The organism is Burkholderia sp. AU15512, from assembly GCF_002223325.1.
GTDB lineage: Bacteria > Pseudomonadota > Gammaproteobacteria > Burkholderiales > Burkholderiaceae > Burkholderia.
Map to the genome: position 1 here is coordinate 413,833 of NZ_NKEX01000006.1, position 17,933 is coordinate 431,765.

General features: G+C 68.7%; 18 protein-coding genes. 8 read left to right on the plus strand and 10 right to left on the minus strand.

Annotated elements, in window-relative coordinates:
- Position 1: 1 nt before the first annotated feature.
- The 6 genes from CFB43_RS21205 to CFB43_RS21230 all read right to left on the minus strand — a co-directional run bounded on the left by CFB43_RS21205 (position 2) and on the right by CFB43_RS21230 (position 4,587).
- Positions 2-1,195 carry an efflux RND transporter periplasmic adaptor subunit gene (locus tag CFB43_RS21205; RefSeq protein ID WP_089496434.1) on the minus strand — a complete coding sequence of 398 codons (1,194 nt, stop codon included), beginning with the start codon at positions 1,193-1,195 and terminating at the stop codon, positions 2-4.
- Positions 1,196-1,491: 296 nt separating this feature from the next.
- Positions 1,492-2,220 carry a class I SAM-dependent methyltransferase gene (locus CFB43_RS21210; protein ID WP_089496435.1) on the minus strand — a complete coding sequence of 243 codons (729 nt, stop codon included), beginning with the start codon at positions 2,218-2,220 and terminating at the stop codon, positions 1,492-1,494.
- Between the two features lie 55 nt (positions 2,221-2,275).
- A complete protein-coding gene (locus tag CFB43_RS21215; RefSeq protein ID WP_089496436.1) occupies positions 2,276-2,857 on the minus strand; it encodes an HD domain-containing protein in 582 nt (193 codons plus the stop codon).
- Positions 2,858-2,953: 96 nt separating this feature from the next.
- Positions 2,954-3,163 (minus strand): hypothetical protein, encoded by a 210-nt coding sequence (locus tag CFB43_RS21220; RefSeq protein WP_089496437.1) that lies wholly within the window; start codon positions 3,161-3,163, stop codon positions 2,954-2,956.
- A gap of 117 nt (positions 3,164-3,280) precedes the next feature.
- On the minus strand, positions 3,281-3,847 hold the full coding sequence (locus CFB43_RS21225) for a helix-turn-helix domain-containing protein (RefSeq protein ID WP_089498093.1): 567 nt from the start codon (positions 3,845-3,847) through the stop codon (positions 3,281-3,283).
- 65 nt (positions 3,848-3,912) lie between these two features.
- Complete coding sequence (locus CFB43_RS21230; protein ID WP_089496438.1) at positions 3,913-4,587, minus strand: hypothetical protein; 675 nt, start codon at positions 4,585-4,587, stop codon at positions 3,913-3,915.
- A 339-nt stretch (positions 4,588-4,926) separates the two neighbouring features.
- On the opposite strand from CFB43_RS21230, the gene CFB43_RS21235 reads away from it, so the two are divergent.
- The 3 genes from CFB43_RS21235 (at position 4,927) to CFB43_RS21245 (ending at position 7,946) form a co-directional block, all read left to right on the plus strand.
- Complete coding sequence (locus tag CFB43_RS21235; RefSeq protein WP_089496439.1) at positions 4,927-6,330, plus strand: HdeD family acid-resistance protein; 1,404 nt, start codon at positions 4,927-4,929, stop codon at positions 6,328-6,330.
- A gap of 95 nt (positions 6,331-6,425) precedes the next feature.
- A complete protein-coding gene (locus tag CFB43_RS21240; protein WP_089496440.1) occupies positions 6,426-7,004 on the plus strand; it encodes a hypothetical protein in 579 nt (192 codons plus the stop codon).
- Between the two features lie 210 nt (positions 7,005-7,214).
- A complete protein-coding gene (locus CFB43_RS21245) occupies positions 7,215-7,946 on the plus strand; it encodes a ribonuclease T2 (RefSeq protein WP_069252254.1) in 732 nt (243 codons plus the stop codon).
- A gap of 48 nt (positions 7,947-7,994) precedes the next feature.
- Here the strand turns inward: CFB43_RS21245 and CFB43_RS21250 are convergent, their stop codons facing one another.
- A complete protein-coding gene (locus CFB43_RS21250; RefSeq protein ID WP_089496441.1) occupies positions 7,995-9,455 on the minus strand; it encodes a fatty acid desaturase family protein in 1,461 nt (486 codons plus the stop codon).
- A 61-nt stretch (positions 9,456-9,516) separates the two neighbouring features.
- On the opposite strand from CFB43_RS21250, the gene CFB43_RS21255 reads away from it, so the two are divergent.
- Entirely contained in the window at positions 9,517-10,227 is a 711-nt protein-coding gene (locus CFB43_RS21255; RefSeq protein WP_089496442.1) for a hypothetical protein, read from the plus strand.
- 9 nt (positions 10,228-10,236) lie between these two features.
- The gene (locus tag CFB43_RS21260) at positions 10,237-11,352 is read left to right on the plus strand and encodes a hypothetical protein (protein ID WP_089496443.1); all 1,116 of its coding nucleotides are present in this window, start codon (positions 10,237-10,239) and stop codon (positions 11,350-11,352) included.
- Here the strand turns inward: CFB43_RS21260 and CFB43_RS21265 are convergent.
- Positions 11,340-12,239 (minus strand): hypothetical protein, encoded by a 900-nt coding sequence (locus CFB43_RS21265; RefSeq protein ID WP_089496444.1) that lies wholly within the window; start codon positions 12,237-12,239, stop codon positions 11,340-11,342. The two genes, CFB43_RS21260 and CFB43_RS21265, sit on opposite strands and share 13 nt — an antisense overlap.
- Positions 12,236-13,123 (minus strand): metal-dependent hydrolase, encoded by an 888-nt coding sequence (locus CFB43_RS21270; protein ID WP_089496445.1) that lies wholly within the window; start codon positions 13,121-13,123, stop codon positions 12,236-12,238. The genes CFB43_RS21265 and CFB43_RS21270 overlap by 4 nt, the downstream gene beginning before the upstream one ends.
- A gap of 95 nt (positions 13,124-13,218) precedes the next feature.
- Here CFB43_RS21270 and CFB43_RS21275 point away from each other — a divergent pair, with 95 nt between their 5' ends.
- Genes CFB43_RS21275 through CFB43_RS21285 form a run of 3 tightly spaced genes read left to right on the plus strand, consistent with a single transcriptional unit; the run spans position 13,219 to position 16,896 of the window.
- Positions 13,219-14,157 (plus strand): fatty acid desaturase, encoded by a 939-nt coding sequence (locus tag CFB43_RS21275; RefSeq protein WP_089496446.1) that lies wholly within the window; start codon positions 13,219-13,221, stop codon positions 14,155-14,157.
- Positions 14,157-15,755 carry a GH3 family domain-containing protein gene (locus CFB43_RS21280; protein WP_089496447.1) on the plus strand — a complete coding sequence of 533 codons (1,599 nt, stop codon included), beginning with the start codon at positions 14,157-14,159 and terminating at the stop codon, positions 15,753-15,755. The genes CFB43_RS21275 and CFB43_RS21280 overlap by 1 nt, the downstream gene beginning before the upstream one ends.
- On the plus strand, positions 15,748-16,896 hold the full coding sequence (locus tag CFB43_RS21285) for an aromatic ring-hydroxylating oxygenase subunit alpha (protein ID WP_089496448.1): 1,149 nt from the start codon (positions 15,748-15,750) through the stop codon (positions 16,894-16,896). Before CFB43_RS21280 ends, CFB43_RS21285 begins: the two co-directional genes overlap by 8 nt.
- A 16-nt stretch (positions 16,897-16,912) precedes the next feature.
- On the opposite strand, the gene CFB43_RS21290 is transcribed toward CFB43_RS21285, so the two are convergent.
- Positions 16,913-17,866 carry a fatty acid desaturase family protein gene (locus CFB43_RS21290; protein ID WP_089496449.1) on the minus strand — a complete coding sequence of 318 codons (954 nt, stop codon included), beginning with the start codon at positions 17,864-17,866 and terminating at the stop codon, positions 16,913-16,915.
- Positions 17,867-17,933 lie beyond the last annotated feature (67 nt).

Below are 17,933 nucleotides of genomic sequence, written 5' to 3' on the forward strand. Positions count from 1 at the left end.
GTCACACCACGTCCGCCAGCGGCGCGTGGTCGTCACCGGCCGCTTCGCCGATCACGACGCGTTCGCCGTCCTTCAGGCCGGCCAGGACTTCGACGCGCACGTTGTTGTTGATGCCGATGCGGATGCTGCGCGTTTCCGTGCTGCCGTCGGGGCGCAGCACGCGCACCGCGTAGGTGCCGTCCTTGCGTTTTTCGCCGAGCGCGGCGGCCGGAATGCTGAGCGCGTTGCGGGCGTTGCCGAGCACGATGTTGACTTGCGCGGTCATCGAGATGCGCAGCCGATGCTCGGGGTTCGGCACTTCGAACAGCGCGTTGTAGAACACGGCCGAATTCGGCTTCGTGCCGCCGCCCGCACCGCCGCCGAGCGGGCTCTGCGCTTCGGCATAGTTCTGCGGCGCCGGCTCGATCGCGCGCAGCTTGCCGTAGTGACGCTTGTCCGGTTCGCCGAGGATCGTGAAATACGCGGTCTGGCCGGCACGCACGCGGATCACGTCGGCTTCCGACACCTGCGCCTTCACGGTCATCGTGTCGAGATCGGCGAGCTTCAGGATCACCGGCGCCTGCTGCTGCGCGATCACGGTCTGGCCTTCCTGCGTGACGACCGCGACGACCTCGCCGTCGATCGGCGCGACGATGCGCGTGTAGCCGAGGTTCGCCTGCGCGGTCTCGATCTGGATGCGGGCCGAGCGGATCTGCGCGGCGAGCGACGCGAGGGTCGCACGCTGCACGTCGAGCGTCGCGCGTGCGGCCTCGAACGATTCGCGCGAGGTCGCATCGTCGGGCAGCATCGCCTGCTGGCGCTTGAACGCGAGTTCCGCCTGCGTGAGTTGCGCGGCGGTCGATTGCTGTTGCGCGCGCAGGCTTTCTTCGCTGGCGCGCGCCTGGCGCAGCGCGTTTTCCGAGATCACGGGATCGATCTCGGCGAGCCACTGGCCCTTCGTCACCTTGTCGCCGAGCTTGACTTTCAGCGATTTCAGCTGCCCCGACACCTGCGCACCGACGTCGACCTGCTTGAAGGCCTGAAGCGCGCCGGTCGCCAGCACCGCGTTCTCGAGATCGCCGCGCGAGACGGGCGCGGACAGGTATTGCGGATGCTTGTCGGGCGCGCACGCCTTCAGCGTGACGCCGGCGGCGATCGCCACGACGGCAAGGGTAGCCAGCACGATGCGCCGGCGGCGATGGGTCTTCTGAGTCATGAGCGTGCGGCGAGGATCAGGCAGTGCCGGCGATGCGTGCGGCCGGGCGGGACGATCCGGTCGGCGTCGCCTGTCGGGCAGGTTGCCCGCGACGGCATCCGCGTACGCATCGCGCGGGCGTGCCGAGTCGAATCAGCCGCTCATGGTAAGCGAGGACATCACGCCAAATCGTGTGGAAATTGTGCTGAATTGTGCGAACGCCGCACCGGAGCGGAGGCCGTGCGGCGCGATTGCCGCGGTCGGTGAGCGCGGCGGGCGAGGGGCCGCGTGCGTGTCGCGGCGTGCGCTGACGTGCGTTATCGCTGCGCCGCGACGAGCGCCATCATCGGCCGGTCGCGTTCCTCGTCGAGCGCGGGCAGCGCATCGACCTGCGCCTGCGTCGGTCCCCATTCGTCCAGGTGCGTGAGCGTGAAGCCGCTGCCGATCAGCAGGTTCACGAGCGTGCCGAGCGTGCGGTGCTGCTTGACGACGCCCGGCGCGAGCCAGTCGGTCACGCGTTCGCCTTCATGCTGGTAGCCGTCGAGCGGCCAGGCGCGGTTGCCCTGCGCATCGACGACGAAGCCGGGCCGGCGCGGCGCCGTATAAATGGGGTGCTCGATCGAGAACACGAGCCGCCCGCCGGGCACGAGCGCGCGATGAATCGTGCGCAGCAGCGTGTCGAGGTGCGCGACGTAGTGGAAAGCGAGCGAGCTGTAGGCCAGATCGAACGCGGCGTTGGGCAACGCGAGCGTTTCGAGATCGGCGCGGCGGTACGTGATCGCCGGGTGCGCGGCGGTCGAGGCCGCGCGTTCGAGCATGCGCTCGGAGACATCGATGCCGAGCACGCTTGCCGCGCCCTGGTCGGCCGCCCAGCGGCTGAACCAGCCGTAGCCGCAGCCGAGGTCGAGCACGTTGCGGCCGCGCAGGTCGGGCAGCAACGCGCGCAGCGCGGGCCATTCGGGTGCGCCGTCGAGGCCGTGAATCGAGCGGTTCAGGCGGCTGTAGCCTTCGAAGAAGGCCGGGTCGTCGTAGATGTTCTGCGTCATGCGTAGCGCCTCGTGCGGGCAGGGTGCGCGGTGCCGCACGCCCGATCCCGCGAGCTTACGCGCGCTGCCCGCCCGCGTCGATCCGGCGTTGCGTGTCCGCGTCGACGATGTCGCGGATCGCGCTGAACAGCGGCGCGGCGGCGGTGTAGCGGCGGCCGTAGCCGAGATTGAACGCGTAGTCGAAATCGGGCGGGTTGCTGCCCTGGTTGTGCTGCAGGATCGTCTCGAGCTTGTCGAGCGCCTTCGCCGCGCGTGCTTCCGGCGTCGCCGCCGCGTCGTATTCATCCCACAGCGCGACGATCTCGTCGCGCCGCGCGGGATCGAGCGATGCGGTCAGCGTCAGCAGGTCGTCGCGTTCTTGCGCGCTTTTGTCGGGGTGCGCGGCTTGCTCGATCGCGGGAATGTCGCCATGCAGCGCCTCGCCGAGATCGTGGACGATGCACAGCTTCAGCAGCTTCAGCGTGTCGATGCCGGGCAGCGCGTCGGCGAACACGAGCGCCATCAGGCACAGCCGCCAGCTGTGTTCGGCCGTGCTTTCCGCGCGCCCGGACGACGTGTGGCCGCTGCGCAGCACATCCTTCAGGCGTTCGGCTTCGCGCAGGAAAGCGAGCCGCACGTGGATCGTATCGGGGGTCATGGTCGGCGTCCTTGCGATGAGCCGCCTAGCGTAATGCGGGTGGGCGCGGGTCGTCCACGCATGAAATATGCGTGGCGGGGGCGCTTTGCCGGGCCGCTACTTCACGAAAAACCCGGCCCAGCAGAACAGCGCGAAGAAGCCCGTTTGAATACCGACGATCAGGCGGAACAGCCTGGGGCTGCTGCGGCGCGCCACCCGCCTGCCGCCGGCGTTGGCCACACCCGAGCGAAGCGCGACCAGCACGGCGGCGCCCGTATAGAGAATGAACGCGACGATCACGAGTTCTCGCATGACAAGCGTCGACATGTGGCATCTCCCTTGGGTGTGCTGCCATTCACGTTGGTATTGGTTGCGTGGCATGCCGGACACGTTGAGGGTTGCCGCACCGTTGCCGGTATGCGGTGCTTCATCGCGACCCGGCAATCACGCATCCTGGAGCGTCTCCACGAGCCGCACGGCCGAGCCGTCCGACAGCGTCATCCGCGTCCACCGGCACATGCTGCCGTGGATCGGTACGACGCGCGATGCATTCGCACCGGTGTCGAATTCGACGCTCGGCGGCCCCGCGTGGTCATGCCAGCCGAGCGTGTCGAGCGCGGTTTCCATGCGGACGATCTCCGGCGTTGCGTAGCGCCACAGCGACGTGCCGAGCAGCATCGACAGCGGTTGCGAGAATTCGGCCGCGCGCGCCGGAGAAGAAGCGAGCAGGCGGTGCGTGAGGTCGCACACGAGGTGCATGCGGCCCGCGCTGCCCGCGACGAGCCGCGCGAGCGCGTGATCGCCGGCCGAATCGAGGCGCGCGGCGAGCAACCGCTCGGCGGTCGCGCGCTCGTCGGGCGACATCTGCTGGCGGCCGGCTTCCCAGCGGGAGATCGTCGATTGCGCGACGCCGAACAGCTCGGCCGCATGGCTCTGCTTGACGCGATGCAGCGCGCGCCAGCGCTTGAGTTGCGGGCCGAGCGGCGGGGCGTGAAGCGGTGAGGCGGTCATGGTGGTGCTCCGTTCGGGGTGCGCATCGCGCTCGCGCCGCGTTGCGGCGGCGATGGAGGGAATCGTCATTCCGTTGGCGCCTGAATCGTGACGAGTTCGACGGGAACCAGCGCGGCGCCGCCGAGGACAAGATTGCCGTCGGCGGTGGCCGTGATCGGCGTGGGTTCGATCGCGAGATTCATGATTGCCACGGCCTCCGTCACATGCCGGGCATCAATCGTGTAGGGCCGGTCGAGCAGCTGCGCTGCCACCTTGGGCGGTATCTCGAAGCCTTGGGTGGCGTAACGCATTCCGGCGATGCTGCCTTCGAGCGCGAGACCGTCGTGTACGACGACAAACCCATGCGCGGCCGCCGTTACCCGATCGATTGCTGAAGCGCCATCCGGCAGCACGACGCGGAAATGGCCTTTGACATGGCCGCCCACCGCCCGGAATCCGTTGAACGACCAACGCAATGATGTCCGGTAGCTTGCCGACATGGCGGATCGCAGCGAGTCGGGCAGATCGAGGACGAAGTGGACGGGGCGGCCCAGCACGATCAGCTTCGCATGGTCTTTCGTGACCATGAAGCCGGATACTGCTTCATCGTACGGCTGTTCCCGAACCAGCCCCGACTTGAAAAACGGATCCTCGGGCGGCGGCTGTTCCGTGTGTACTGGTGGTTCGTGGCAGCCCGGCAGCGCGATGCAGCCCGCGATCAAGGCGGCGTGCCAGCACCGGCGTGCGATCGATATGGTCATGGTCTTGTCCCGTCTTGTGCGGTTCGGTTCTTTCGATGCCCTCGTAGCGGGATTCTGGCGGATCCACTGCGCGTTGTCGAACGGGAAATCTGCCGTGGCAGCAGTCGATGGCCCCTGACCGTGCCGTGCCGACGACGTTGTCGCCGCCGCTTTCAACCGTCTCCGCCATATCTTATTATTCGGCCAGTGCGGAGGGATACCGGCCACCCACGGTCATGTCGAGGCATGACGCGCCGGTACGAATTACCGCTTTTCGGCCAGCACTCTGCACGAGGCACGGTCGAAACGACAGGAAACGCGTGACCCGCGCGTATCCCAAAAAAATGACGAGAGCGCGCGATGGTACGACTGGTCTTGCTGCTGCTGGGCATCGAATACTTGCGCACCCGCTGGCGCGGCCTGACCGTGCTCGGCTGGGTGTGGGTCGTCGCGGGCGTCGTGATCTTCGTCGATGCGCTCGACGGCGCGTTGCACTTCCCGATCCAGATCTTTGCGTGGCTGTTCCTGATCGAGGGGCTCGCGACGCTTGCCGTGGCCGGCAGCGGCGTCGGCGGGCAGCGCATCCTGCGCTACGTGAAGGGGATCGTGGTGGTGGTCGCCGCCGGGCTCGTGTTCGCGGGGCATCACCATGGCCATTTCCTGCTGTCGATGATCTTCGGCACGCTGTTCCTCGTCGACGGGCTGCTGCAGTGCACTGCAGCGTGGATGGTGCGCTATCGCCGCTGGAACGTCGCATTCGCATGGGGCGTCGTCGAGATCCTGCTGGCGATCTTTTTCTACCAGCCGTATCCGACGCACTACGTGGGCACCGTGCCGTACTGCCTCGGCCTGCTGCTGATGTTCGGCGGGATGCACATGCTGAGCCTCGCCGCGCGCGTGCGGCGGCTGACGCGCAATCCGGCGTTCGCGACGTCGCCGGCGCCGGCGCTCGCGCCCGATCTCGACGACGCGCGCGACCGGCCGCATTTCGCGCAATCCGAATGGGACGGCCCGCCGGCCGACGGCGAGCATGCGCTCACCGTGCACGTGTGGACGCCGACCGGCACGTCGAAGGCCGAAGCGCAGCGCTATCCGGTGATCGACCGCTATATCGCGGCCGTGGACGTCAACGGTGTGATCTCCACCGGGCACGCGGCACTGGAGTCGCCCGAGGGCGTCTATATCAGCCTGTATCCAGGCGTCGAAATCGATCGTTCACCGGACGAATTCACGCGCATCCTGCGCGCGACCCGCGAAAACGACGTGCCGGGCTTGTTCCAGCCCGACTACGCGACCGAATCGAAGGCGTGGTGCCCGTCGACCGTGCGCGTGCGGATCCGCAACTACGATCCGTCGAAGCTGGATGCCTTCTGGACGTCGTACCGGCAGAACGTGACGTACAACCTCACGCACCGCAATTGCTCGAGCACGGTGTCGAACGCGCTCGAAGCCGCGCTCGACGGCGCGGTGTGGCGGCTGAAGGGCGCGCGGGCCGGGTGGGGCGCGTTCGTGCGGCTGCTGCTCACGCCGGAGCTGTGGGTCGCCGCGCAGATCCGCAAGCGCGCGGTGACGATGGCCTGGACGCCCGGGCTCACGCTCGACTATGCGCGCGCGCTGAGCATGCTCGCCGACCCGCGGCCGTTCGCGTGGTGGAAGGTCGCGCGCTCGGCCGTGAAGGCGATCATGACGTCGCGCCGCACGTGGCGCGAGCAGGACCACGCGGCGCTGTCGCCCGGCGGACCGGAGGCAGCGTCGATGAAGTGAGCGCATGCCGCCGGACGCGGGCCCGGCGTCACTGTGGCCGCCACCGTGCGGCCGCGCGAGGTTGCCCGCCACGAGACCCCCCAACGTAAACAACAATGAACAAGACGAGAGCCTTCCGCATCCTGATTCCCGCCGCGCTGGCGCTGACGAGCGCCGGCTTCGCGCAGGCGAGCGCGGACGAGGTGCCGCGCATGAGCGACGACGTGTACCGCATGTCGGTGTCGTTCTGCTCGAACGTCGCGGCCGCCGAGAAGATCGAGTGCCAGGGCGACATGATCGCCGCGGGCAGCCGGATCGTCGCGGCGATCGGCGGCCTGCCGCCGGCCTCCGCCACGTCGATCGACGAAGGCGCGCGCAACAAGCTGCCGGCGGCGGAGCGCAAGGGGCTCGCGCCGGTCGAGCCGCGCGCGATCGACAAGGATGACGACCTCGCCGGTCTCGCCGGCATGGTGCGTCTGTGCGACGTCTACGAATCCGAACCGGCGTCGCGCGCGCGGCATCACGCGGCGCTGAAGCAGCAGGCGCCGGACGCTGCACCGCGCGTCGAGGCGTTGCTGACCGATGCGTCGACGGCGGCGCGCCAGCGCGTCAGCATCGGCGTGTGGCAGATCCTCGCGCTCGAAGGCCCCGAATCGATCACGCGCGCGTGCACGCAGCTGGGCACCGGGTCGTGAGGGGCGGCGTGCCGCCGCATCGGCGGCGCGCTTCAGACATGTGACGCGGCGCGCGACGCGCCGGCGCGTACCCGCACCTGTGCGCGTGCCGCCGGAAATCTTTCGTCCACCTTCACATTCGTGCCATGTTGCGTCGGCAACAATCGCGGGCAGACATTCGACAACCTTGCGGCGCATCCCGCGACCGCAAGCCTTTTCCGAGGAAACGCCATGCTCAAGACGCTCGCCCGCGCCGCTGCCGCACTCGCCGTCGCTTCCGTTTCACTGCACGCCACCGCGCAGACCAGCTACGACTACCTGTTGCTCGCCGCGTCGTGGGAGCCCGGCTTCTGCGCGTCGCACGACACGCCCGAATGCACGAACCTCGCCGGCACGTACGCGGCGACGAGCCTGTCGCTGCATGGCCTGTGGCCGAACAATTACGACGGCAACCAGCCGTTCTACTGCGGCGTGCCGCAGAACGACATCGACCTCGACAATGCGCACCAGTGGTGCAGCATGGATGCGTACCCGATCAGCAGCGCGACCCGTAACACGCTGTCGACGTACATGCCGGGCGTCGCGTCGTGCCTCGACAAGCACGAGTGGTTCAAACACGGCACCTGCTCGAATTCGGCATCGCCCGACGCGTACTGGAACCAGGCGTCCGGCATGATCAGCCGGCTCGGCAACACGTCGTTCAACGCGTTCCTGCAGGCGAACGCGGGCAAGACGGTCACGCGTAACCAGTTGCTGTCGGCGTTCGAAGGTGCATTCGGCAGCAACACGCGCAGCGCAGTGTCGCTGAAGTGCACGAAGACGAATGGCGTCAGCTACTTCACCGAAGCGTGGATCGCGGTGAAGACGAATGCGACCACGCAGTTCCCGAGCGCTGCATCGCTCGTGACGGACGGCAATACGCAGGGCACGTGCCCGACGTCGGGTGTGTATATCGCGAAGTAACGGGGAAGGAAGGGGCGGTGCGCGCGACATCGGGCGCGCCGTCGCTTGTTACGGCTTCGGCGGGAGGCCCGACCACAGCAGCCGGGCCAGTTCCGGTGCGTCGAGTTGCGGCTCGTGTTCGTCGATCGCGTCGGGCAGTGCATGCCACGGCACCGCCGGATTCCGGTGATGCTGTAGATGAAGGTTGATGTGATACGGCCACACGAACACGCGGCCGATCCAGCCCGTTCGCCATGAATACGTCCAGTCGGCCCAGCCGGGCGTCGCGTGCGGGCCGCCGCTGTGCTCGGCCATGCTGCGGATCTTCTGCAGCAGGACCGACAGCGTGAGCAGCGTCACGAACCACAGCGCGGCGACCAGCAGGATCGTCTGCACGGTACAGGCCCATACGAGCAGCGCGACGATGACTCCCCACACCGCCGCGGCTGCCAGGAACGGCCGGCCGAGCCGCGTGTTCTGTCCGCCCGCGCGCCGGAATGCCGCCATGTTGCGCACCATGTTCAGCACGAGCAGGTCGTCGAGGAACTGCCGCGCAAGCGGCCATGCGTCGAGCGGCCGGAACTGCCACGGCTGGTCGTGATAGAGGAACTGCCGCTCCGGGTCCTGCGCGGTGCCGAGATGCCGGTGATGCGCGAGATGCAGCGGCCGGTAGAACTCGATGGGCACGAGCCCCGGCACGCCGATCGCGACGTTGATCAGGAAGTCGTTGAAACCGCGGCGGCGCGTGAGGTGATAGTGGGTCGCGTCGTGATACAGGATGAACAGCGCATGCTGCCGCGTCGCGACGACGAGTACGGCAAGCGCATACAGGTACCACGCGCCGAGCGCGGTGGCCACCCGGATCGCCACGACGATGCACGCCCATTCGAGCAGCGCGGCCGCCATCGTGCGCAGGTCGACTTTGGTGCGCAGCAGCGCGAGCGTGAGCGCGCCGGCCGCGATACCGGTCGCGCCGCCCCATGCGACGTCGGCGGCACGATGCTGGCCGGTGGTCAGGACCGTCACCATCAGCAGCGCGCTCCACGCGGCGAACAGCACGGCTGACCGTTGCCGCAGCGCCAGCAGCACGATGGCGATCGCGACCGGCAGCGCGACGTGCCCGCTCGGCGACGCGGCAAGCGGCGTGTCGATCCGCTGCAGCCACGCGATCCAGCCGTCATGAGCGGGCGGCCATGCGACGGCGGTCGGATGCAGCAGATGGCACACGAGGCAAATGCCGGCCGCGAGCGTGCCTGCGAAGAGCGCCGGCAGCAGCCATGCACGGCCACGCCCGAGCCACACGAGCGCGGGCATCACGAACAGGTAGCTGAGGTAAAGCGGCACGGTGCCGGGCAGCAGCGGAACCGCGCGATCGAGTGCGCTCGCCGGAATGATCGTGACCGGCCCGAGCGGCAGGTGCGTGACGAAGGAGTAGAACGCGCCCGTCACGACGAGATAGGCGACGAGCAGCCGCCATGGCCGGGCGATCGGCGCGTCGTTCGCATCCAGGCGGGAAACGGCGTTGGACATGGCGGGAGCAGGCGAGTAACGGGCTATCATAGCAAGCTGTTCAGTCTTGCAGGAGTACCCGATGGAGTTGCGTGCCACCGCCGTCGAACGTGCGGCCCTGGGCCCGGACGACATCGACCGGATGTTCTCGTTGTATGCGGCGTCCTATTGCGACACGGTTCGTGCGCAGTTCGACCGCGACCTCGGCGACAAGACGCACTGCATCGTGCTGCGCGACGGCGGCGGCGCGATCCAGGGCTTCTCGACGCTCAAGCAGTACGAGACACGCTGGCGCGACGCGTCGATCCGCGTGATCTTTTCCGGCGACACGATCATCGATCCCGCGCACTGGGGCACGCAGCATCTCGCGTTCGCGTGGATCCGCCACGCGGGCGACGTGTGGCGGCAGGCACCCGCCGTGCCGCTGTACTGGTTCCTGATCTGCAAGGGGCATCGCACCTATCGCTACCTGCGCGCGTTCGCGCGCGACTACGCGCCGCGTGCCGATCACCTGACCGCTCCGGTCACGCAGGACCTGATGGATTACCTGGCCGCGAGCCGCTACGGGCACGCGTACGACTCCGCCACCGGCCTGCTGTCGTTCGACACGCCGCAGGGCCGGCTTGCGCCCGTGCTCGCGGAGGTGCCGGCCGCGCACCGGCGGCTGGCCGACGTCGACTACTTCCTCGCACGCAATCCCGGCTACGCACAGGGCGACGAACTCGTGTGCCTGTGCGAACTGTCGGCGTCGAACCTGCGGCCGCTTGCGCGCCGGCTGTTCGACGGGGTGTGAGCCACGCGCATGCGGATCCGTCTCGCGCAATCGGCCGACAACGCGCGCATTCTCGATTTCCAGTCCCGTCATGCGATGCAGGGCAGCCTGCCGCTGCGCTTCGATCGTGCGCCTGACTACTTCGCGCTGCATCGCTGCCACGCGCCGCATCATGAGGTCTGGCTCGCGGAAGATGAGCGTGCGTCGTTGAAGGGGCTTGCGAGCCTCGTCGTGCGCGACGGCTATCTCGGCGAGCGCGCGCAGCCGGTCGCCTATCTCGGCGACCTGCGGCTGATGCACGACCGGCGGCTGTCGCGCGAGTGGACCGACTCGGTGCGCGCGCGCTTCGCGACGCTGCGCGCCGACGCCGGCGTGCAGCATGCGTATTGCTGCATGATCCGCGATAACCGGCTCGCGGTGCAGTCGCTGGTCCGCTCGCGGCGCGAGAACCGGCTGCGTTTCACGCACTGGCACGGCTACGAGAACGTGTCGATCTACGCGCAGCGCGGGCTGTCGTCGGTGCCGCGTTGCGTGCCGGGCGTGCGGATCGTCGATGCGCAGCCGCATCATGCGGACGCACTGCGCGCGTTTCTCGATGCCGAATCGCGCCGCCAGCCGTTCGGCGGCGTGTTCTCCGCGGACGAATTCGCGCGACGGCTCGACACGTGGCCATCGTTCGGCATCGACGCGTTCCTGCTGGCGCTCGACGCGTACGACAACCTGGTCGGCTGCGTCGCGCCGTGGGATGCGGGCGAGATCAAACGGATCGTGCTCGAACGGCTGCCGTTGCCGCTGCGGGCGGTCCGTGTCGCATTCAATGCGGTCGCACCCGCATTGCGCCGCCCGCGTATCGCGGCGCCCGGTGAGCCGTTGCGAGACGTCTATCTGACGCACCTGCAGGTGCGCGACCGCGATCCGTCCGTGTTCGCGGCGCTGCTCGATGCCGCGTGGTTGCGCGTGCGCAATAGCCATGCGCTGATGCAGTTGTGCCTGTACGACGGCGATCCGCTCGGGCCGGCGCTCGCGCGCTACCACGCGACGCGTACGCCGATGGATCTCTATACGCTGTCGACCGGCGAGCCGGTCGCGCCGATCGACGGCCTGCTGGCCGGCCGCGTGCCGGGTTTCGAGATCTACCTCGTCTGAGCGCGCGTGACGTGCAGCAGGTCGGCGAACGCGAGCCAGAAGCGGCCGGCGTCGAAGCCGAGCCCGCCGAGTACGGGCTGGCCGTGGTCGAGCCGCGGCAGGCAGACCTGCGGGATGCCGGGCATCACCTGGTGGTCGAGATAGAACTGTCCGTCGTGCGCGCAGCCGGGACGATGCCCGTTCAGCCGCCCGTGATGCGAATCGAAGCGCGTGGACGCCTCGACGGACCAGCTCACGCCGTGCACGAGATGCAGGTCGGGCGGCAGCGCGGCAAGCATTGCGCCGACGCGCGGATCGCGCCGGCTGCTGATGTCGCGCGTGCCGGCGTCGGCCCAGCGCGTGCGCAGCATGCGGCGTGCGATGCGGTCGGGCCACGGTGCGGCCACGTGCGACGGCATGCCGTGGCGGAAGATCGTATCGACGATCGCGGACGGCCCGCACGGCGGCTGCATCAGCGCGAGGCCGGCACAACGCGCCGCCAGCGCCGGGTCGACGACGAGCGCGGCGAGCGTGTCGATGCCGCCCTTGCTGTGCGCAAGCGCGACGAATTCGCCGCCGGCCGGCAGGTGCTTGCGCAGGTATGAACCGATATGCGCGCCCTGATCAAACACGCCGCGCGCGGAACGCACCGGCACCGTCAGCACGCGATAGCCGGCCGCGCCGAGCGTCTGCCGCGCGCCGCGATTGCAGCCGGGCAGCCATTCCGAATACAGCCCGGCGACGAGCACGACCGTCGTCGTCAGCGGCAGGCGGGCGGCGCGCCGTGTCCAGCCTTCGATGAACGCGTCGGTCCGGTCGAGGTTCGGCACGGCACGCGTGAACGGCGTCGTCGGATAGTGGCGCCGCCAGTCGTCGAACCCGTCGGGCGTCCACGGCGCGCGTGTCATGCGTGTGACTCCGGCTCGGGTTCGGCAGTGGCCAGATACGGTTCGAGTGCGGCGCGTGCCGCGCGCAATGCCGCATCGCTGTCGAGGCGGTCGGGATGGAACCGCGGCGAGAACCAGAACAGCCACATCGGCATCACGCGCGTGAAGATGCCCGGCGCGACGAACAGCCAGCGCAGCAGTTGCAGCCAGCCGCGCAGGTTCCAGGTCTGCCCGTCGACGGCGACGAGGCGGTGCACGAAATAGATCAGGTCGATCACGAAGTAGACGGAGATTCCGAGCATGGCCGCGCAGCGCACGACATAGCGCCGCACCGCGTTCGGCATGGCCGCCGTGAACACGTCGAACGCGACGGTCTTGTGCTCGGTTTCCTCGATCGCATGCCAGCGCCACACGGCCGCCATCGTCGGATCGGTGCCGTCGAGGATCGCCGGGTCGCTCAGCAGGCGGTGCGCGAGGATCGTCGTGTAGTGCTCGAGGCACGCCGTCAGCGCGAGCCGCGTGACGGGCGCCACCTGTCGCGCGGCATTGCGCTGGCGTGTTTCGAGCAGCGCCTCGAGCGCGTCGACCGGCACGTGCTGCGACGCGAGGCGTGCGTTGTAGCGCCGGTGCACGCGGATATGCGACGCTTCCTGCCGCACGAACGCGTCGACGTCGGCCGCGAGCGATGCATCGCCGCCCACCTGGTCGCGAAACGGCCGCACGCTTTCGATGAAGAAGCGCTCGCCGAGCGGGAACATCACGGAAAACGCGTCGAAGAAGCGCGTGACATGGCACGTGCCGCGATACCAGAAGCGCGGAATGCGTTCGTCGATCGCGAAGCGCACGTCGCGGGTCGGCATGCGCGACGCGGGGCTGTCGGTGCTCGGGTGGCGAAACGGCCGCATGCTAGTTCCGCCCCGCCAGGGACGGGCCGCGGGCCGTTACCGGCGGCTGACGCATCTGTTGTATCCTCCCGTGCAAACAACCGCCATTCCGAGCCATGAACCGACCGAGCGCGCAAGCCGCCGCCGCGCAGACCCGACGTTACGACCGGGCGAACCTGCTCGTGCTCGCGCTGCAGAGCGTGGTGTGGGCCGGCACGCTCACCTGGCTCTCACATACCGGCGCCGGCGCGATCAAGTGGCTCGTGCTCGTGCCGTTCTGCCTCGTGATGCAGGGCGTGTTCTCGATGATGCACGAAACCTTCCACGGGTTCGGGCATCGCCGGCCGATCGCGAATTATATGATGATGTGGTGGGCGTCCACGATGTTCGGCGCGGCCGCGACACTCATTCACGTGAACCATCTCGGCCATCACGTACGCAACCGCACGCGCGCCGAGCGCGCGGATTTCGCGACCGCGGACGAATCGCTGCTGCGCAAGCGCATCGAATACTACGCGGCGATCCTCGGCGGCATCTGGCTCGGCAGTTTCGTCGGCAGTTTCGTGCTTGCGCTGGTGCCCGGTCGCACGATGCAGCGGCTCGCCGCGCGCGGCGACGACAACACCTACGCGGCCGCCTTCAAGGAATTCACGACGGCCGACTTCCGCCGCATCCGCTACGAAACGCTTGCCGCGGTCGGCGCCTGGCTGCTGGCCGGCTGGCTGCTCGACTGGTCGGCGTCGGCGGTGCTGGTCGCGTATGTCGCGTTCGCGTTCTCGTGGTCGTCGCTGCAATGGGTGTACCACATGCGCACGCCGCTCGACGTCGTCGAAGGCACGTACAACATGCGCGCGCCGACACCCGTGCGCTGGCTGCTGCTGAACTTCAACTACAACCTCACGCATCATCGCCGCCCCGCATTGCGCTGGCAGGACATGCACGCGGTGTCGGACCTGCGCGAGACACGGCCGCTGTGGTACGGCTGGCTCACGATTTTCGCGCCGCCGCGCCGGCTGCCCGACGATCTCGCGCAACTCGACAAGACCTATTTCTGATGGATATCTTCGCCCGCAGCCCGGCCGACGCATGGCGCACGTTCGCACGCGCCGCGCAGCCGGACGTCGATCGCTGGCAAGCCGGCCTCGACGCACCGGGCGACACGCAGGCGCGGCGGCTGACGGCGCTGCTCGCCGCGAACCGCGATACCGCATTCGGACGCCGGTTCGGCTTCGACCGGATCGACAGCCCTGCGCAGTTTCGTGAGCGCGTGCCCGTGCATGCGGCCGCCGATTTCCTGCCGTGGCTCGATCGCGTGTCGCACGAAGCGGAACCGGTGCTGACCGCCGAGCGTCCGGTGTTCCTCGAACGCACGAGCGGCAGCACCGCGCGCCAGAAGCTGATTCCCTATACGCCCGCGTTCCTGCGCGAACTGCAGGCCGCGATGATCGTATGGCTGGCCGACATGTATCGCGCCTGTCCGGCGCTCGGCGAAGGGCGCGCGTACTGGTCGATGTCGCCGCCGCTGCAGGCGCCCGGCGTCGCGCCCAACGGGATTCCTGTCGGCTCGGCGAGCGATCTCGACTACCTCGGCGACAGCAGCGCGGCCGCGCTCGCGTCGACGCTGCTCGTGCCGCCGCTGACGGGTAACGCAGCGACGTGGCGACGCGAGACGCTGCGAGCGCTCGTTGCGGATGAAGCGCTCGCATTCATCAGCGTATGGAGCCCGACGTTCCTGACGAGCGTGCTGCGCCCACTGTTCGATCGCGACGCTGCCGACAGCGCGCGCGATCTCGCGTGGGTCGACGCATCGCTGCCGGCCGACCGCCGCGCCGCGCTGCGCCGTGCGATCGAGGCGGGCGATTGCCGTGCGCTGTGGCCGCGCCTGGCCGCCGTGAGCTGCTGGCTGGACGGCCCGAGCAAGCATTACGCCGACGCGTTGCGCGTGCGGTTTCCGCAGGCGCAATGGCTGCCGAAGGGGTTGTTCGCGACGGAAGGTGTCGCGAGCATTCCGTTCGGCACGGGCGACGGTTGCCCGCTCGCGATCGGCAGTCACTACCTTGAATTCGTGCGCGACGACGGCAGCGTGTGCGACGTCGAAGGGCTGCGCCCCGGCGACGACGTGCAGGTGCTGCTGACCACGGGCGGCGGGCTGTATCGCTATGCGCTCGGCGATCGCGTGTGCGTGGTCGGCATGACCGCGCGCACGCCGCGCATTGCGTTCGTCGGGCGCGCGGCGGCGAGCGTCGATCTCGTCGGCGAGAAGCTCGACGAACAGCTTGCGGCCGCCGCGCTGAACCGCGCGCGTGGACAACACAGCGAAGTCGGCGCATGCATCGTGCCGTGCGTGGCGAACGAAGGGCTGCCGCACTACGTGCTGTGCGTTGCCGGCGACATCGGCACCGATGCAGCCGACGCAATGTGCGCAGCCGTCGAAGCCGAACTGGTGCAGGCGTTCCACTACGCGCACGCACGCCGCCTCGGCCAGCTCGGCCCGCTGCGCGTGCGCGTACTGGGCCGATCGCCGGCGCGGCTCGGCGACCTGCAGCAGCAGGCGTCCGAACGGGCCGGCATCCGCGCGGGCGACGTGAAGCCATGCGCACTCGTGACGCGGTTGCCGGTGGCCGGCGCGCTGCTGGCGATGACGAATGACTGACGCGATGAACGACATGATCGAACCACGCGGATGCGGGCACGACTGCCCGTCGCGCGATGCGGCGGCGGCGCACGAGCATGCGCCGCCGGCCGATGGCCTGCACGAGCAATGGTTCGTCGCGTGCACCGAACGCGAACTCCCGCGCGACAAGCCGCTCGGCGTGCGGATCCTCGATACCGGCATCGTGCTGTTCCGGCAGCGCGACGGCCGGATCGCCGCGCTGATCGACCAGTGCGTGCATCGCGGCACGCGGCTGTCGGCCGGCAAGGTCGATCGCGACACGCTCGTGTGCCCGTATCACGGCTGGCGCTACGACGGCGAAGGGCAGGTCGTCCATGTGCCGAGCATCGACGGCACGCAGCCGACGGGCCTGCCCGGCCGCTATCCGTTCCGGCAGCGCACGCTGCCCGTGCAACTGCTCGACGGGCTCGTGTGGGTGTACCTCGGCGCGGGCGATCCGTCGGCGCGCGCGATTTTCCGGATGCCGTTCCGCGATGTCACGCCGTGGCAGTCGTACTTCATGGTGAACACGTTCGACGGCGACATCGCGATGCTCGCGCAGAATTTCATGGACGTGCCGCATACGGTGTTCGTGCACGACGGGATCTTTCGCAGCAGCCGCGGCCAGGCGATGGAAGCGACGGTCGCGACGACACGGGACAGCGTGGCCGTCACCTATCACGACGGCGATGACAAGATCGGCTTCTGTCTCGACTGGCTCACGAACCCCGATCGCGTGCCGCTCGCGCACGTCGACCGCTTCATCGCGCCGAACGTGACGCGCTGCGACTACCTGTGGGGTGAACGTTCCGGTTTCCTGATCGTCAGCCAGATCACGCCGATCGATGCGCGCCGCTCGCGCGTCTATACGTACATCGCCTATCGCTTCCGGCTGCCGCGCTGGATGCTGCGCGCGCTGCGGCCGCTGCTGAACCTGTACACGCACCTCGTGATCCAGCAGGACGTGCGGATCATGCGCGCGCACCGGCAGGGCCTCGACAACGCGCCTGACTTCCGTCCGCACAACGTGCGCGCCGACATCGTGCACGTCGCGATCGACCGGCTGCTCGATGCGGTGAAACGCGGCGAGCCGCTGCCGGCCGCGCAGTGCGGCGAGAAGGTGATGCGGTTCGAGCTGTAGACGCCGCGCGGTGTGTCTAGTGCGCGGGGCCGGTCTGGCCGGATGCGGGCGGCGCGAACGCGGTGCCGTCCGTCAGGCAGCGGTGCACGGCCGGCAAATGTTCGAGCGCGAGCGCCGGATACGCGTGATGCACCTGGTGATAGCCGATGTTGCGCGGATACAGCACGAGCTTGCCGATCCAGCCGAATGTCATCGTGCGTGTCATGTGCCAGATCGATTCCGGCGCGCGTTCGTCGATCTCGACGTGCTGATGTTCGAGCAGCACGCGGTTCGCGTTCATGATGCCGCCGACGATCCACGGCAGTCCGTAGTACGTGAAGAACGGCAGATCCCAGTGCACGACGGCCGCGATCGCGAGCAGATAGCCCGCGCAATGCGGCAGGTCGGCGCGCGCGCAGGCGATGACTTCAGGGTGACGGCGCAAATCCTGGTGCGAACGGTCCTGCATGAAGCCGCGCGCATACCATGGCCGGAACGCGGGCCACGCGAGCGCGAGCGGCGCCATCAGCGCGCGCAGCGGCCACCAGACCGGCAGCAGCGCGCCGCGCAACATCATCACGCGCTGCACCCAGCCGCCGCGCGCGGCCAGCCGGTGCAGGTACGGATCCTCGGCGGTGCCGACCGCGCGGTGATGGCGCAGGTGGTGATAGCGCATCGCGGCGATCGACGAACCGATCGTCCAGCCGGCGAGTACTTCGACGAGCGCGAGCGGTAGCGTCATGCGCCGCATCGGGAGGTGGCAGGCGTCGTGCAGGATCACGCCGAATGCCTGCAGCCGGCCCGCGATCAGCAGCACGGCCGCGACATAGACGAACGGATTCGGCACGAAGCGGATCGCGGCCCAGCACAGCAGGATGCCGAGCCAGTCGATGCACGCATAGCGGACGAGCCGCCATGGCCGTGCGCCGGCTGTGAAAGGCAGCGTGCGGTTCAGTTCGGCAGGCGTCGGCAGGGCGGATGGCGTAGGCATTCGATGAGGTCGGGCGCACCGTCGATGGCGCGCGTGCAGGCGTATCGGCGGCAATATACACCGGATT

Bases quoted from the DNA above. Each gene is read 5' to 3' on its own strand.
- CFB43_RS21270 (WP_089496445.1), bottom strand. From the start codon at position 13,123: ATGCGGCCGTTTCGCCACCCGAGCACCGACAGCCCCGCGTCGCGCATG.
- CFB43_RS21245 (WP_069252254.1), top strand. From the start codon at position 7,215: ATGCTCAAGACGCTCGCCCGCGCCGCTGCCGCACTCGCCGTCGCTTCC.
- CFB43_RS21255 (WP_089496442.1), top strand. From the start codon at position 9,517: ATGGAGTTGCGTGCCACCGCCGTCGAACGTGCGGCCCTGGGCCCGGAC.
- CFB43_RS21290 (WP_089496449.1), bottom strand. From the start codon at position 17,866: ATGCCTACGCCATCCGCCCTGCCGACGCCTGCCGAACTGAACCGCACG.
- CFB43_RS21225 (WP_089498093.1), bottom strand. From the start codon at position 3,847: ATGACCGCCTCACCGCTTCACGCCCCGCCGCTCGGCCCGCAACTCAAG.
- CFB43_RS21230 (WP_089496438.1), bottom strand. From the start codon at position 4,587: ATGACCATATCGATCGCACGCCGGTGCTGGCACGCCGCCTTGATCGCG.
- CFB43_RS21265 (WP_089496444.1), bottom strand. From the start codon at position 12,239: ATGACACGCGCGCCGTGGACGCCCGACGGGTTCGACGACTGGCGGCGC.
- CFB43_RS21275 (WP_089496446.1), top strand. From the start codon at position 13,219: ATGAACCGACCGAGCGCGCAAGCCGCCGCCGCGCAGACCCGACGTTAC.
- CFB43_RS21215 (WP_089496436.1), bottom strand. From the start codon at position 2,857: ATGACCCCCGATACGATCCACGTGCGGCTCGCTTTCCTGCGCGAAGCC.
- CFB43_RS21285 (WP_089496448.1), top strand. From the start codon at position 15,748: ATGACTGACGCGATGAACGACATGATCGAACCACGCGGATGCGGGCAC.
- CFB43_RS21235 (WP_089496439.1), top strand. From the start codon at position 4,927: ATGGTACGACTGGTCTTGCTGCTGCTGGGCATCGAATACTTGCGCACC.
- CFB43_RS21205 (WP_089496434.1), bottom strand. From the start codon at position 1,195: ATGACTCAGAAGACCCATCGCCGCCGGCGCATCGTGCTGGCTACCCTT.
- CFB43_RS21210 (WP_089496435.1), bottom strand. From the start codon at position 2,220: ATGACGCAGAACATCTACGACGACCCGGCCTTCTTCGAAGGCTACAGC.
- CFB43_RS21280 (WP_089496447.1), top strand. From the start codon at position 14,157: ATGGATATCTTCGCCCGCAGCCCGGCCGACGCATGGCGCACGTTCGCA.
- CFB43_RS21260 (WP_089496443.1), top strand. From the start codon at position 10,237: ATGCGGATCCGTCTCGCGCAATCGGCCGACAACGCGCGCATTCTCGAT.
- CFB43_RS21240 (WP_089496440.1), top strand. From the start codon at position 6,426: ATGAACAAGACGAGAGCCTTCCGCATCCTGATTCCCGCCGCGCTGGCG.
- CFB43_RS21220 (WP_089496437.1), bottom strand. From the start codon at position 3,163: ATGTCGACGCTTGTCATGCGAGAACTCGTGATCGTCGCGTTCATTCTC.
- CFB43_RS21250 (WP_089496441.1), bottom strand. From the start codon at position 9,455: ATGTCCAACGCCGTTTCCCGCCTGGATGCGAACGACGCGCCGATCGCC.